Source organism: Nocardia sp. AB354 (assembly GCF_049538315.1).
Classification (GTDB): Bacteria; Actinomycetota; Actinomycetes; order Mycobacteriales; family Mycobacteriaceae; genus Nocardia; species Nocardia nova.
The window spans coordinates 189,281-204,388 of sequence record NZ_JBMVFU010000010.1 but is presented as its reverse complement, the minus strand read 5'-3'; the positions used below and the strand labels follow the sequence as shown (position 1 = coordinate 204,388).

At 69.7% G+C, this 15,108-nt stretch carries 11 protein-coding genes; 6 read left to right on the top strand and 5 right to left on the bottom strand.

The features are described from left to right. Positions 1-5: 5 nt before the first annotated feature. From ACPCUW_RS17070 to ACPCUW_RS17060, 3 genes are read right to left on the bottom strand one after another with little or no spacing between them, the layout of a single operon-like run. Entirely contained in the window at positions 6-1,283 is a 1,278-nt protein-coding gene (locus ACPCUW_RS17070) for an ATP-grasp domain-containing protein (RefSeq protein WP_423425860.1), read from the bottom strand. 7 nt (positions 1,284-1,290) lie between these two features. Next, on the bottom strand, positions 1,291-2,283 hold the full coding sequence (locus ACPCUW_RS17065; RefSeq protein WP_423425935.1) for an alpha/beta hydrolase fold domain-containing protein: 993 nt from the start codon (positions 2,281-2,283) through the stop codon (positions 1,291-1,293). Beyond that, complete coding sequence (locus ACPCUW_RS17060) at positions 2,276-4,300, bottom strand: CocE/NonD family hydrolase (protein WP_423425859.1); 2,025 nt, start codon at positions 4,298-4,300, stop codon at positions 2,276-2,278. Before ACPCUW_RS17060 ends, ACPCUW_RS17065 begins: the two co-directional genes overlap by 8 nt. A gap of 308 nt (positions 4,301-4,608) precedes the next feature. On the opposite strand from ACPCUW_RS17060, the gene ACPCUW_RS17055 reads away from it, so the two are divergent. The 3 genes from ACPCUW_RS17055 (at position 4,609) to ACPCUW_RS17045 (ending at position 8,278) form a co-directional block, all read left to right on the top strand. Further along, the gene (locus tag ACPCUW_RS17055) at positions 4,609-5,673 is read left to right on the top strand and encodes a sodium:calcium antiporter (RefSeq protein WP_030516423.1); all 1,065 of its coding nucleotides are present in this window, start codon (positions 4,609-4,611) and stop codon (positions 5,671-5,673) included. A gap of 93 nt (positions 5,674-5,766) precedes the next feature. After that, the gene (locus ACPCUW_RS17050; RefSeq protein ID WP_423425858.1) at positions 5,767-6,603 is read left to right on the top strand and encodes an SCO6745 family protein; all 837 of its coding nucleotides are present in this window, start codon (positions 5,767-5,769) and stop codon (positions 6,601-6,603) included. A 340-nt stretch (positions 6,604-6,943) separates the two neighbouring features. After that, the gene (locus tag ACPCUW_RS17045; RefSeq protein WP_423425856.1) at positions 6,944-8,278 is read left to right on the top strand and encodes a phosphoribosyltransferase family protein; all 1,335 of its coding nucleotides are present in this window, start codon (positions 6,944-6,946) and stop codon (positions 8,276-8,278) included. A 17-nt stretch (positions 8,279-8,295) separates the two neighbouring features. On the opposite strand, the gene ACPCUW_RS17040 is transcribed toward ACPCUW_RS17045, so the two are convergent. After that, on the bottom strand, positions 8,296-8,958 hold the full coding sequence (locus ACPCUW_RS17040; protein WP_104362531.1) for a hypothetical protein: 663 nt from the start codon (positions 8,956-8,958) through the stop codon (positions 8,296-8,298). 208 nt (positions 8,959-9,166) lie between these two features. Here ACPCUW_RS17040 and ACPCUW_RS17035 point away from each other — a divergent pair, with 208 nt between their 5' ends. Both ACPCUW_RS17035 and ACPCUW_RS17030 read left to right on the top strand, forming a co-directional pair. Further along, complete coding sequence (locus tag ACPCUW_RS17035; protein ID WP_423425854.1) at positions 9,167-10,630, top strand: AAA family ATPase; 1,464 nt, start codon at positions 9,167-9,169, stop codon at positions 10,628-10,630. Then, entirely contained in the window at positions 10,627-11,121 is a 495-nt protein-coding gene (locus tag ACPCUW_RS17030) for a GNAT family N-acetyltransferase (RefSeq protein WP_063018767.1), read from the top strand. The genes ACPCUW_RS17035 and ACPCUW_RS17030 overlap by 4 nt, the downstream gene beginning before the upstream one ends. Before the next feature lie 31 nt (positions 11,122-11,152). Here ACPCUW_RS17030 and ACPCUW_RS17025 read toward each other — a convergent pair whose 3' ends face one another. Beyond that, on the bottom strand, positions 11,153-12,103 hold the full coding sequence (locus ACPCUW_RS17025) for a 1-phosphofructokinase family hexose kinase (protein ID WP_063018782.1): 951 nt from the start codon (positions 12,101-12,103) through the stop codon (positions 11,153-11,155). A gap of 192 nt (positions 12,104-12,295) precedes the next feature. Here ACPCUW_RS17025 and ACPCUW_RS17020 point away from each other — a divergent pair, with 192 nt between their 5' ends. Beyond that, positions 12,296-15,094: a cation-translocating P-type ATPase gene (locus tag ACPCUW_RS17020; protein ID WP_423425853.1), complete on the top strand. Its 2,799-nt coding sequence runs from the start codon at positions 12,296-12,298 to the stop codon at positions 15,092-15,094. Positions 15,095-15,108: the final 14 nt, after the last annotated feature.

Genomic DNA, 15,108 nt, shown 5'->3' with positions numbered 1-15,108 from the left:
CGGGCCTAGCCCTCCTCGTCGAATTCGAAGTGCAGGGACTCGACACAGCGTTCGTATTTGGCGATCAGATCCGCTTCGCTGTCGGCGCCGATGAAGAGATCCGCCAGTTCGTAGCTGTAGCTGTCCTGCGCCGGCATATCCGACAGCCGGGTTCCCTCGCTGGGAACCACTTCGATGGTGACGCCGGGAATGTCGTCCTCGATCCGCTCGATCTCGGCCGCCGTGGGAATTCTGGTCACGATCGCGTCGGAGAAGCGGCGGTGGTAGCACTTGGCGGCGATGTCGTAGCGGCCCTGGCCCTTCGGCAGCCGCGGATCGAGACCGAGGCCCAGTCGCACCATGCAGTGGTGATTGGGCACGCCGTCCACGGCGTAGAACATGTCGGCGTGCGATTGCGAATGGCGGGCGTTGATCTCCAGGACCGAGACCCGTCCCGTTTCCGGCTCGCAGAAGAATTCGATGCTGAAGGTCGAATTGTCCAGGCCCATCTGCGCTATGACGCGCTCGGAGATATCGGTCATCCGCGCCACGATCTCGGGCGGCAACTGGGACGGATATTGATGCCGCAGGAAGCAGGGCGTATCCGGATAGTTGATCGAATCCAGGGCGCCGTTGACGGTGACCTGCCCGCGATAGACGTATCCCTCGGTCGCGGCCTGCACTCCGGTGAGCGTTTCCTCGGCCAGGCAGGCCTGGCCGCCGATCGCGGCGATCTCCGGCGGAAGTTCGATCCGGTCGAGTACGAATTCGAACGGTTTGCCGACGCGGCCGACGCCCTCGCGGATCTGTTCGACCGCCGCCTCGAACTCGCGATCGTCGTGGACGTGGAACGCCAGTTCCGAGGAGAAGGACTTGACGGGCTTGAGCCACACCGGATAGTTCATCCCCTCGGGCAGCCGGGCCTCACCGTCGAGATCGACGATTCCGAACTTCGGGATCTCGTCGATCACCTTGCTCTGCTCGATCCGGCTCCAGTACTTGTGCTCGCATTTGACCACTGCCTCGAGATCGGCGCTGGGCAGTCCGAACTGTTCACACAACATCGGAACCAGGGCGGTCACCGGGAAATCCCAGTAACCGACGACAGCCGCGATATCGCCGTCGAAGTCCTTCAGTGTTTCCTGCGCTTTGTACAACAGGTCCTCGATCGGAATCTCGCCCTCCTGCGTTTCCTCGATTCCGAGCAGTGGGTGGAACCGGAACCGCTGCGCATCCGGAATCTGCTCGAGGGTGCGCAGATTTCCGTCGTCGAGACCGATTACGAAGATGTCGGCACTGCTCACGAATTCCTCATTTCGAAATGTTTTCCACGGGCGCGTGCATCGATTCCCCGGCATCCGGCCGGGGCGCCGGGCGTTGCACGATCCGCACCAGCCGGCGCATCGCGTGCCGCGCCTCGGGAACATCCGAGAGATGCCACGCGTGGAACATTCCCGGATATTCGAAGTAGGCGAGTTCGACACCCTCACGCACGCACCGCGCCCGGAAGCGCCGGGCATCGGCCAGCAGGATGTCGCGGGTGCCGACGAACAGGTTGAGGCGCCCGGGCGTCGCGGCGGGCGCGTTCAGCGGGCTGATCATCGGATCGCACCGGTCGAGGTCACCCGCGTACAGGCGACCGGCCTCGGCCAGTCCCGCGACGCCGAGGTAGGGGTCGCACGGCTCGAGAGCCCGGGCCATGGGATCGGTCATGGTCACGTCGAGCCACGGTGAGATCATCACGACCTCCTTGGGCGTGACCGCCTCCGACGCGCCGAGCTCGCGCGCCAGCACCAGCGCCAGCGCGGCGCCGGCGGAATCACCCATGAACACCTTGTTCTCCGAGGCCGTGTGCGCGAAAACCTCGTCGTGCACGGCGCGCACCATGGCCACCGTGTCGTCGCCGTGGTGTGCGGGCGCGAGCGGGTAGAGCGGCACGGTGACGCTGCATCCGGTCCGGTCGACCAGTCGCGCCAGGAACTTCCAGTGGTCGTGCTGGATCTGGTGCACGTAGGCGCCACCGTGCAGGTAGAGGACGTGGCGCGAGGTGCCGCCCTCGAGTGGCCGGATGGTGTAGACCGGCCGGCCCTGCATGGTGCGGCGCGTCACCCAGTAATGGGTGTGCAATTCGGCCGGCGGGCGGTCGCGGTCGGGCCGCTGGCTCTTGCGGATGCTCTCCCGTAGCGCGTGCGCGTCGGCAAAGGTCTTGTCCGCGTGGGTCATTCGCATGCCGGCGATCAGCATCCGGCTGCGCAGACTCGGTTTCGCGTGGTTCACCGGGGCCACCGGCTCCAGGTCAAACATGGTCACGGGGGATCACCCTCTTCCAGTTCCGCGAGAACATTCGCTGTTCACCCTCGAATCCGTCGAGTTCGGCGTGGACGAGGAATTCGGTCGAGGTACAGGTGACGCGGGTCCGGGTCTCGGTGCGGGCCCGCCAGTCGCCGCGGGCGAAACTCATCGACCACGACGTTTCCGCTGTGGCGGAACAGAATTCGTCCGCCTTCCAGCTGTAGCGTTCGTGGACGCGGCGGTCGACGTCGAGATCGTGCTCGTCGAAGCGGACGAGGCCGGCGTCCTTGACGATGTCGAGCGCGGACCGGTATTCGATCAGGTCGCGCGAGACCGTCCATTTCTGCTCGCCAGGGCTGATCTGCGTCGTGCGCATCGGCTCGGCGCCTTCCGGCTCTTCGAACGGGCGCACCGCGACATCGTCGGATTCGGCGACCGGGCGGATCGGCAGCGTCAGCGCGCTGCCTTCGGTGTACACGGTGACCAGGGCCGGTTCCGGCGGCGGCCACGCCAGCGGCCAGTACGACGTCGACAGCGACAACCGGATCCGGTGACCCGGCGGGAAGGCCTGGGCCACGGCGTTGAGCTGGACGGTGACGCGGTAGCGCCGACCCGGTTCCAGCGGCTCCGGTTCGTCGTGCCCGTCGCGGTGGGTCAGGTTGAGCAGGCCGTAGGTGACCCGGGTCGCGCGGCCGTCCGGGGCGACATCCGAGAGCCTGGCCGCGACCATCGCCACCGGTTTGTCGGCCGACACCTCCAGCGTCACGGTCGGCGCGCCCAGGATCTCGCAGCGTTCGGTCAGCGCGTCGGTGTCGAACACCAGCGAGCCGCCGTCCTCTTCGCGCTGGTCGTAGGGCAGATCCGGCGGAGCGCTGTAGGACGCCCACTTCCCGGCGAACTGTCCCACCGACAGCGGCGACTCGACCGCGAGCGCCGCCGGGGCCACCGGCTCGTCCGGGCGCGCGATCCGAGTGCGTGCCAGTGGGTGCGCCACGGCCCGCACGTGCGGTGAGGGCCACGCCGGCTCACCGACCCAGCGGCCAGGCCGCTGTTCGTAGGACGTGGACGGCGGCACGCTCTCCTGCATCCACGTGCGCAGCATCGGCCCGTCCATCACGCCGTTGTCGATATCGCGGAGCCAATGGTCCCACCAGCGCACCACCTCCTGCAGGTAGCCGATCGCGGGGCCGGGTTCGCCGAGATGTGGATATTTGTGCGACCACGGGCCGATGAGGCCCTTGCGCGGAACTTCCAGGTTCTCGAGCAGCCGTGCGACGGCGTTGGAATAGCCGTCGGCCCAGCCGCTGGAGGCCAGCACCGGAATCTGGACGTCGGCGTAGTTCTCGCAGACCGACGCCCGCCGCCAGTAGTCGTCGCGGCGCTGGTGCTCGAGCCAGTTCGCGGCCCAAAGGCTGCAGTTCTCCAGCCGTTCCAGCCACATCTCCCGCCATCGCTCGCCGACCAGCGCGGGATCGGGCGGCAGCGTGCTGTAGGCGAACATCGTCGCCGATTCGGCGATGTTGTCCGACAGCAGGGCGCCGCCCATGTAGTGCATGTCGTCGGAATAGCGATCGTCGGTGAACGAGGAGATCACGATCGCCTCGAGCCCCGCGGGTTTGCGGGCCGCCACCTGCAGCGAATTGAAGCCGCCCCAGGAGATGCCCATCATTCCGAGCCGGCCGTTGCACCACGGCTGCGCCGCCATCCAGGCGAGCACCGCTTCGGCGTCGAGATGCTCTCGTTCCAGGTATTCGTCGGCGAGCACTCCCTCCGACTCGCCGGTGCCGCGCAGGTCGACGCGGACACAGCCGTAGCCGTGGCCGGCGAGATACGGGTGGTGAATCGAATCCCGCACCGCGCTCAGATCCCGCTTGCGATACGGGATGTATTCGAGGATGCCGGGGACCGGGGCGTCGTCGGAGGCGACCGGCCGCCACACCTTGGCGGCCAGCCGCACCCCGTCCGGCATCGGAATCCACACCTGTTCGTCCACGGTGATCTGCTGCGGCATGGACGTCACCGTCCGCATCAGCCCTCCTTGATCCACATCGGCGGCCGGTTCCGGGCACCGCATCTCGCCGCCCGCCGCCACCGCCCCCGTCGATTACGCACTTCCGGCGGCTACCCGCTCACGGCCGCGCTACACCGGCAGCGCACCCGGTGGTGCGATTCACCACGAAAACACTTCTCGTACAGCATGTTTCGCTTCGAATCGGGCACGCTGACGGCCGCTGCGCGCCGTCGGTGTGAGATGGGCTACATCGCTCGCCGAGCCGTGGCCCGTGGGCGGATGTGCCCAGTTTGAATCCTGGGGACCGCGGCTATGACTGCGCCATCATGAGCGCACTGTCTTCGCCGTTGCTGTTGCTGATCTTCCTGGCCTGCGCCGCGGCCATCTGGGTGGCCGGCGTGAAACTCTCCGGCACCACGGATGTGCTGTCGCAGCGCTGGCACCTCGGTGAGGCGCTCGGCGGGGTCCTGTTACTGGCCGTCGCCACCAATCTGCCCGAGATCGCGATCACCGCCAGTGCGGCGCTCGCGCATCAGCTCGACGTGGCGGTCGGCAATATTCTCGGCGGGATCGCACTGCAGACCGTCGTCCTCGTCGCGCTCGACGCCGCCGGTGTCCGCCCGCGCGCGCCGCTGACCTATCTGGCCGCCTCGCTGACGCTGCTGCTGGAAGGCGCGCTGGTCGTGGCGTTGCTGCTGCTCGTCGTGATGTCCACCCAGATGCCGTCCGACGTCATCGCCTGGCGGATGACGCCGGGAGTCGTGCTCATCGCGGTGCTGTGGGCCATCGGATTGCTGCTGCTGCGCCGGGCGGGACGCAGCCTGCCGTGGCACGAGGCCGGCGACGCGCCCGGGGGCCAGGACCGTCCGGCCGGGCACTCCACGGCCACCAAGGAGGATCACGCCACGCGTCGCGGGGTCGGCACCGGCCGGACGGCGCTGATCTTCGCCGGGGCCGCCGTGGTCACCCTGGCCGCGGGCGTGTGCATCGAGCGCAGCGGTGAGGAGTTGTTCGGCCGCTGGGGAATGTCGGGAGTCGTCTTCGGCGCCACGGTGCTGGCCGCGGCCACCTCACTGCCCGAACTGTCGACCGGACTGACCTCCACGCGCATGGGTGATTACAAACTCGCCGTCAGCGACATCTTCGGCGGAAACGCATTCCTCCCGGTGCTGTTTCTGCTCGCGACGTTGCTCTCGGGGTCGTCGGTGCTTCCTCGAGCACACAACACCGATATCTACCTCACCGCCCTCGGCGGCGTGCTCACCCTCGTCTACATGACCGGCCTGGTGTTCCGTCCCCGCCGCCAATGGTTGCGGATGGGACCGGATTCGCTGACCGTGCTCGTCGTGTACGTCCTCGGCGTGGTCGGGCTCGCCCTCATCCCGACCTGACCGCGATGGCGGTGGCGGGGTGGCGGGATTCCGGAGGTACCTAGGATCGAGGTGATCCACTTGCCGGAGGATGCGAACAGACAAGGGGTGCGGGTGATTTCAGCACGCGAGATGTGGGCGGTGTTCGAGCCGATCCACGCGGTGACCTATTTCGCCCCGGAATGCCGGGCCGAATTCGAGCAGGCGGGTCTGCGCGGCTTCTGGCGCGGTTATTTCGGCGGCCGATCGGCGCCGTTCGGGCCGGTCGGTCCCGGCGTGGTGACGGCGGCCTTCTTCGGCTTCTCCCCCGCCATGGTGGCTCGCGCGCTGCCGGGCGTGTGGGAGCTGGCGACGCCGCAGCGAGTGCTCGCGGCCCGCTCCGCCGGCGCCCGCGCCGCGCTGATCCGGCTCGGCGGAACCGACGAGGAGTACGCCGAGGCGGCCGAACTGGCCCGGCGGGCCGCGACAGCGGTCGAACTCGAAGGCAAACCTCTCGCCGCCGCCAATGCCGACCTGACCTGGCCCGGCGAACCGCTGTCGGTCCTGTGGCACGCCTGCACGGTGCTGCGCGAGCACCGAGGTGACGGCCATGTCGCCGCGCTGACCACCGCCGGACTGACCGGATGTCAGAGTCTGGCCTGGCGCGCCGCCACCGATTCCGGACGCGACATCCTGCAACCGGCTCGCGGGTGGGGCGACGAGCAGTGGGATCGCGCGATCGCGGGCCTGACCGACCGGGGCTGGCTCGACGCGGACGGTCGGCCCACCTCGGCCGGTCGCGCCGAATTCGACGAGATCGAAAGGCGCACCGACGATTTGGCCGCGCGGCCGTGGCGGGAGATCGGGTCCGCGGCGACCGGACGCCTCGCCGAGTTGCTGCGGCCGCTGGCCCGAGCGGCGCACACCGCAATGCCCGATCGCACCCCCATCGGGACGCTGCCCCGCCCCTGAGCTTCCCGATGCGTGCCACGCCACCGACGAACCGGTGACATTCCCGCACGCCGCGGCGGCGCCGGCCCCTCGGCAGCGCGAGGGAGGGTTCCGGCGAGAAAATTGACCAACGTCCCACGCATCGGAGCCTTCGGCACGATTCGGCGGAGCGAGCGAACGCGGATAGTTGCCGTATGAGACCCGATGAGCACGTCGGCGACCCGGTCGGTGAGATCGGTGAGGACCTCCTCGGACTCCGCGCCGAGGTCCGGTGGTCGCCGTAGCGCCAGGGCGTGGGCCGTGCCGAGCCGGCATGCGGTGCTGCCCGCGGGCTTCGCAAGAACCCGGCAGGAGGCATTCGATGGTGTTTCGTGATCGCGTCGAGGCGGGCAGCAAGCTCGCGACGCACCTGATGGCCCTGCGTGATACCGATGTCGTCGTGCTGGGCCTGCCGCGCGGCGGAGTGCCCGTCGCCTTCCAGGTGGCGCGGGCACTGCGCGCGCCGCTGGACGTGCTGGTGATCCGCAAGCTGGGCGTCCCCTATCAGCCCGAACTCGCCTTCGGCGCGATCGGCGAGGACGACACCCGGGTAATCAACACCCTGGTCGTGCGCCGCACCGGGCTGTCCGAGGACGACATCGATGCGGTGGAGAAGCACGAACGCGCGGAACTTGCGCGTCGCGTCGACATGTACCGGCAGGGGCGCGACGGACCGCCGCTGCGTGGCCGGACCGTGGTGCTCGTCGACGACGGCATCGCGACGGGGGCCACCGCCCGCGCCGCCTGCCGCGTGGCCCGTGCCCGCGGCGCCGCCCGCATCGTCCTCGCGACTCCGGTCGCCCCGCGCGAGGCATTGGCGTCGCTGCGGCCGGAAGCAGACGAGATCGTCTGTCTGGAAACGCCGCTGCTCTTCGACGCGGTCGGCCAGTGGTACCGGCACTTCGGGCAGACGAGCGACGCCGAAGTGGTCGATCTGCTCGCCCGGGCGGCGGTCGCCGCCCGGGAACGACCCGGTGTGGCCGATTCCGACGATCCACCGCTGGTCGACGACGAGGTCACCATCACCGTCGGGAAGGCCGAACTGAGCGGCCACCTGACGGTCCCGGAAGCCGCGACGGGCGTCGTCATCTTCGCGCACGGCAGCGGCAGCAGCCGGCACAGTCCGCGCAACCGATTCGTCGCCACCGTCCTCCAGCGGGCAGGACTCGGAACGTTGCTGTTCGATCTGCTCACCCCCGCCGAAGAGCTCGACCGCGCCAATGTCTTCGATATCGGCCTGCTGGCGAATCGGCTGGCGGGTGTCACGCGGTGGCTCACCGGGCTGCACTACGCCGACGACCTTCCGATCGGGTACTTCGGCGCCAGCACCGGGGCCGCCGCCGCGCTGCGGGCGGCCGCCGCGCCGGAACTGGGCATCGCCGCCGTCGTCTCTCGCGGCGGCCGGCCCGACCTCGCCGACCTTTATCTGACCGCCGTGCGAGCGCCGACCCTGTTGATCGTGGGTGGAAACGACCCGACGGTAATCGAATTGAACCGGTTCGCCCAGCGAGCGATGACGTGCGAGACACGCGTCGAGATCGTGCCCGGCGCCACCCATCTGTTCGCCGAGCCCGGCACGCTGGAAGCGGTGGCCGAACTGGCCCGCGACTGGTTTTGCACCCATTTCCGCGAATCCACGGCCCGCGCGCGACCATGACCGGGTGAGCCGCGTCCTCACCCTCGCGTTCGACCCTCGCCCTCCCCGATGGTGCGGACCAGAAAGACCCCGGTGACCACCGCGACGGCGGCCGCCATGGCGAGCCCGCCCACTGCCCCGATCGCGGCGATCTGCGCCGCCGACTGCCCGGGCTGCCACCACGGGGTGGTCACCGCGGTGAACACGCACAACCCGGCGATCCAGCCGATGGCGTTGCCCCAGGGCCACAATGCCGCTCGCGCGCAGTAGTGGCGCAGCACCGTCCACTGAGCGACACCCAGGGAGAACACCACGACCAGGCCCGCGGCCACCACCGCCGGAATCTGCACCCACAGCGGCCACCGTGCGACCTGTTCACCGAAGAGCATCGGCATCATCCCCAGCGTCCACGCCACCACCGCGGCCGCCGCCGTGACCCCGATCCAGGGCGCCGTGCGCCAGTGCGGCAGCGCGGATCGCAGCACGGAGGACTGGAACGCACCCAGGACCGCCCCCTCCACCGCACCGGCGGTCAGCATCGCGGCGGCCGTGACACCGGCACCGGCATGCGCGGTCGCCGCGGCGGCGGTCGCCGGGGCGAGAAAGCCGAGGAATTCCCCGACCGTCACGGCCGCCACCCACCGGCGCCACAGCGCCGCGGGTCGGGAGAGCGGGCGCAGTAGCGGTTGCTCGATCGTCATGGTGGCCGCCTCACTGGTCGAAGTCCGTGATTCGATCCTGTATGGCGGCCCCGGCCGCCCGGCAGATTCGAAAGGCCTTGATGGTCTCCGGTTTCCGGCATTTCCTGCCCCGGCACCCAGCGCATCGACGCACCACGGGCCGCATGGACCACATTCCGGTGACTTTGGTCCATCACGAATTCCCGGGCCATCGGCGACGCTGGTACCGATGGAGACGAACGATCCCTTCGCCGCACTCGCCGAAACTCATTCGGCGGTGGTCGTGCTGTACGGAGACCGCGCCTACAAGGTCAAGAAGCCGGTGCGGACCGACTTTCTCGACTTCTCCACGCGGGCCGCGCGCGAAGCCGCCTGCATGCGCGAACTCGAACTCAACCGGCGATTCGCCCCCGATGTCTACCTCGGCATCGGGCACCTGTCGGATCCGACGACCGATGCGGACGAACCGGTGCTGGTGATGCGCCGGCTCCCCGACGCCACCCGGTTGTCGCGTCGCCTCGACGACCCGGCCGTCGCGCGCGACATCCTCTCGGTTCTGGTACACGACGTGGCCGCCTGGCACGACCGGGCGTCGACCGGACCGGCGATCGATCGCGCGGCGACGGTCACGGCGGTGCGCGAGCGCTGGATGTCGTTGCTGTCCGGAATGACCCATCCCCCGATCGAACCGGCCGCGGTACGAGAGCTGACCGAACTGGCGATGCGCTACCTCGACGGACGGAAGGCGCTGTTCGACAAGCGCATCGCCACCGGGCGCATCGTCGACGGTCACGGGGATCTGCGCGCCGACGACATCTTCGTCACCGACGACGGCGTGCGGGTCATCGACTGCCTCGACTTCGACGACGAACTCCGCCACGTCGATCGGCTCGACGACATCTGCTTCCTGGCCATGGATCTGGAACGCCTCGGGTATCCGGAGCTCGGCCGGGCCGTCGTCGAGGAGTATCTCGAAACGACCGGCGACCCGGCGCCGGACTCGCTGTACCACCACTACATCGCCTACCGGGCGGCGGTACGCGCGAAGGTCGACTGCGTGCGATTGCGGCAGGGGGAGCACCACGCGGCGGCGAGTGCGGTCCGGCACGTAGAGGTCGCCCTGCGCCACCTCGCCGCCGGCGCGGTGCGCCTGGTCCTGGTCGGCGGCCTGCCGGGCACCGGCAAATCGACGATCGCCCGCCGCCTGGCCGCGGCGACCGGCGCGATCCTGTTGTCCAGCGACCACATTCGCGCCGTGGCGCGCGCCGAGGGTGTGCTGGACGGTGCGGCCGGCGAGTACGACCACGGCGCCTACACGCCCGCCGCCCGCGATCACGTCTACACGGTCATGTGCGCCGAGGCGCAGACTCTGCTCGCCGCCGGCCGCTCGGTCGTTCTGGACGCCAGCTGGATCGACGAGGCGCAACGACGCCGAGCGTCTCGGCTCGCGACCGACACCGCGGCGGATCTCATCGAACTCTGTTGTAGTGCACCGGCTTCCGTCGCCGCCGCACGCATCGCGGCACGCAGCGGATCCGAATCCGACGCCACACCCGCCGTCGCGGCGGCCATGGCCGCGGATCGCGACCCGTGGCCCGGTGCGGTGGTCCTGGACACCACCGCCTCCGAGGACGAGACCGTCGCAGCCGCGCTGCGCAGCTATCGGCACACGATCGGACGGGGGGACGCGTGACCGCGGAGCCGGCCGTCGACCTCACCGACGTCACCTACCGCCGTCTCGCCCCCGGCGACTGCGATGCGGTCCGGCATCTGCACGCGACGCTCGATCAGCGCGACGGCTACTACCGGTTCTTCGGCGCACGGCCGAAACATCTCGAACAACTGGCGGCCGCCATATCGCTGAACGACCCGAGGCACTGTGCCTTCGGCGCCTTCTCGGGCGGTCGGCTCATCGGGGTGGCGAACTACGTCGTGCTGCCCGACACCGACTGCGCCGAGGTGGCCATGGTGGTCGCCCATGAGGACCAGCAGTCGGGTATCGGCACTGCCCTGCTCACGCGGCTGGGCGAGGACGCACGACGGCACGGCATCGCCCGGCTCGCGGGCGACATCCTGGCCACGAATTCGAAGATGATGCAGTTGCTGATGGACATCGATTTGCCGATGTCGGCCCATCGCGACGACGAGGTCGTCCACGTCGTTTTGCGGCTCGGCCCGTCGTAGCTCGGCACATCGCGGTCGGGCGCGCCTGCGATCAGCCCATTTCGGCTACCGGCGCCGCGGCCCGCGTCTGCTCCTCGTACAGCTGCTCGATCCGCGAGCGCAGCCCGGGAGCGGTGCCCGAGGTGGTCAGGGCGGCGGTCGCCGCGGCGATACCCAATCGGATCGCGTCGTCGAGCTCGTAACCGCGCGTCAAGCCGACGGTGATGCCGCCGACCATCGCGTCCCCCGCGCCGATCCCGCTGCGCACCGGCACCGGTATCGGCGCGAACCATTGCGATCGCTCGGCCGTGACCGCCAGTACCCCCTCGGCGCCGAGCGACACGACGACGACCTCGGCGACCGAGGCGTGCACGAGTTCGCGGGCCGCGGCAGCCTGTGCCTCGCGATCGGGCAGCGCGCGCCCGACCAGCTGCGCGAGCTCCCGCACGCTCGGCTTGATCAGGAAGACGCCGCGCCGGATCGCCCGCAGCGCGGCCCCGGAGGTGTCGAGAATCATCGGAACACCTTGTGCCGCAGCCACATCGGCGAGAATCTGATAGTAGTCGGACTCGACGCCGGGCGGCAGGCTGCCGCTGGCCACGACATAATCCGCTCCGGGCGCGCAGTGCTCCACCGCCGCCAGGCAGCGGTGCTGTTCGGCCGGTGTCAGCCGCGGCCCCGGGAAGACGAATCGGTACTGCTCCCCCGTGTCGTCGGCGAACACGGCCAGATTTTCCCGGCTCGGCTCGGCGGTGGCCACGGCGTGTGAGGGGATATTCGCCGCGCGCACCAATTGCTCGAGGAAGACACCGGTGTGCCCACCGGCGGGATAGATCGCGGTGACGGGCTCACCGAGGGCCGCGACCGTGCGAGCGACGTTGATGCCGCCGCCGCCCGGGTCGAATCGCGGTGCGCTACAGCGCATCTTGTCGGTCGGAAGGACCCGCTCGGTGCGGGCGGCACTATCGATCGCGGGATTCATCGTGAGCGTGACGATCGGCATACGGTCCATCTCACGGGATCGGCGGACCACCGAGTAGGGCATTCCGGTCGGCCGCGGTGGTGACCGAAGTCCCGTGTCCGGTGCGAGCGCTGCTTCTACAGTCGAGTAGGAGCAAACGTCACCGAACCCGGCCGAGTGCCGGAGGGAGGCATCATGGTCCGCAGCACCGCACGACGGCCGGGCTGATCGACCGTGCTCGGCTCCGTCTCTCCGGATACCGACCGCGCGGCCGAGGTGCCCGCTCAGGTCGAAGCCACCGAACCGCTGGACCTGCTGCTGCGGGATCTACGCAGTTCACGCGGCGGCCTGTCCACCCGCGAGGCGCAACGCCGGCTGATTCACGCCGGGCCCAATACGCTGCGTCGCCGAGGCACCCGGCAATGGCCACGACAGCTGCTGCGCCAGTTCACCCACCCGCTCGCACTCCTGCTGTGGGCCGCGGCGGCACTGGCGTTCTCCGTCGGCATCGAAGCGGTCGCGATCGCGATCTTGTCGGTGATCGTGCTCAACGCCGTCTTCGCATTCGTCCAGGAGCGCCACGCCGAACATGCCGTCGAGGCGCTGGCCGCGTTCATCCCTTTGCACGCCACCGTTGTTCGCGACGGGTCGCGCCGGAGCGTGGACACCGCCGACCTGGTGCCCGGCGATGTGCTGATCGTGTCCGAAGGGGACAAGATCTCGGCCGATGCCCGCCTGCTCGACGGCGCCGTCGAGGTGGATATGTCGGCGTTGACCGGGGAGTCGGTGCCGGTCCACCGCAGCGCCGGGCCGGTCGATTCCACCGTGCCGCTGTTGCATGCCACCGACGTGATCTTCAGCGGCACCGCGTGCACCCAGGGTGAGGCGTCGGCCGTCGTCTTCGCCACCGGGATGCGCACCGAACTGGGCCGGATCGCCTCGCTGTCGGAGCGGGTGCGCACCGAGGAGAGTCCGCTCGAACACCAGGTGCGGCGGGTGGCGTGGCTGATCGCCGCGATCTCGGTACTGCTCGGCGCGGCGTTCATCCCGCTGGCGATCTTCGGGGCCGGGCTGCCGTTCCTCGACGCGGTGATCTTCGCCGTCGGGCTGCTGGTGGGCAACGTGCCCGAGGGGCTGCTGCCGGTGATCACCCTGGCCCTGGCCATCGGGGTGCGCCAGCTGGCGGCCCGCGGCGCGGTGGTCAAACGCCTCTCGGCGGTGGAGACGCTGGGTTCCACGGACGTGATCTGCACCGACAAGACCGGAACCCTCACCGAGAACCGGATGCGGGTGATCACCATCGCCACCGCCTCCGGTGAGATCGACCCCTTCGCCGCCACCGACGTCGCGGAACCGGTGCGCCGGGCGGCGCGGGCGATGACGCTCTGCAACAACGCCCATCCGGCACCGACCGGGGAGCTCGCCGGCGACGCGACCGATATCGCCGTCCTCGCCGCGGCGACAGCTCTCGATCCGGCGGGCCCGGATGGACATCGATTGCGGCAGTTCGCCTTCGACTCCGTACGCAAACGCATGTCCACCCTCGACGACGCCCGCGGCGTGCACACCGTCCATGTGAAGGGCGCGCCCGAAACCGTCGTTCCGCTGTGCACGGCCGAACTCGCCCCGGACGGAACCACCCGCCCGCTGACCGAGCGGCGGCGAGCCGAAGTTCTCGCCGCCGTCGACGCGCGGGCGCACGACGGATACCGGATGCTCGCCATCGCCGACCGGCCCCTGCCCGCGGGCCGCCCGGATCCGGCGACACCCGCCGCGGCCGAGACCGATCTCACCCTGCTGGCGGTCGTCAGCATCGTCGACCCCCCACGCCGGGAGGTACCGGGCGCCGTAACCCGCTGCCGCACCGCGGGAATCCGGATCATCGTCATCACCGGCGATCACGGGGCGACGGCCGCCGCCGTCGCCCGCCAGGTCGGCATCGTGCACGGCACCCCGGTCATCGTCACGGGCCCCGAACTCGACGCCATGAGCGAAGCCCAGCTCGACGATCTTCTCGCCGGCGCCGACGAGGTGATCTTCGCTCGGTCCTCACCCGAAGCCAAATTGCGCATCGCGGACGCCCTGCGCGCCACCGGGCACGTGGTGGCCATGACCGGCGACGGCGCCAACGACGCGCCCGCGCTGCGGCGCGCGGATATCGGAATCGCCATGGGCCGCAGCGGAACCGACGTCGCCCGCGAGGCGTCGACGATGGTGCTCACCGACGACGACTTCGCCACCATCGCCGCGGCGGTCGAGTCCGGACGCCGGGTCTACGACAACATCCGCAAGTTCATCTTCTACATCTTCGCCCACGCCACACCCGAGGTGCTGCCGTTCCTGGTGTTCGCGCTGTCCGGTGGCGCGGTGCCCGTTCCGCTGACGGTGCCGTTGCTGCTGACCTTCGATGTGGGCACCGAAACGCTTCCCGCCCTCGCGCTGGGCCGCGAACGCGCGGAGCCGGGCATCATGCGACGGCCGCCGCGGCCCCGCGGCGAGCCGGTGATCCGGCGCCGGATGTTGTTGCGCGCCTGGCTGTTCCTGGGACTGATCTGCGCCGTCCTGGCCCTCGCCGGTTTCTTCGCCGTCCTGATCTCGGCGGGCTGGCATCCCGGCGACCCCACCGGGCCCGGATCCGCACTGCACCATGCCTACCGGCAGGCCGTGACGATGTTGTTCGTCGGCATGGTCGCGGGCCAGATCGGCACCGCCTTCGCGGCCCGCACCGAACGCGCGTCGCTGCGGTCGATCGGGGTGTTCTCGAATCCGATGCTGTTGTGGGGCATAGGTTTCGAGTTGGTGCTGACCGCCGTGGTGGTGTACGTGCCGCCGCTGCAGGACGTCCTGGGCACCGCGGCCCTCGCACCGTGGATGATCGCGTTCGTCGTCCCGTTCCCGTTCATCGTCTGGGGGTGCGACGAGGTGTATCGGTGGGTGTTGCGGCACCGGGTGCCGGAGCCGTCGGCACCCGAGCCGTCGCCGGCGCCCGAGTCGTCGCCGCCCGAGCCCTCGCCGGTGTCCGAGCCGTCCTAGCTTGTGGGGCCGGT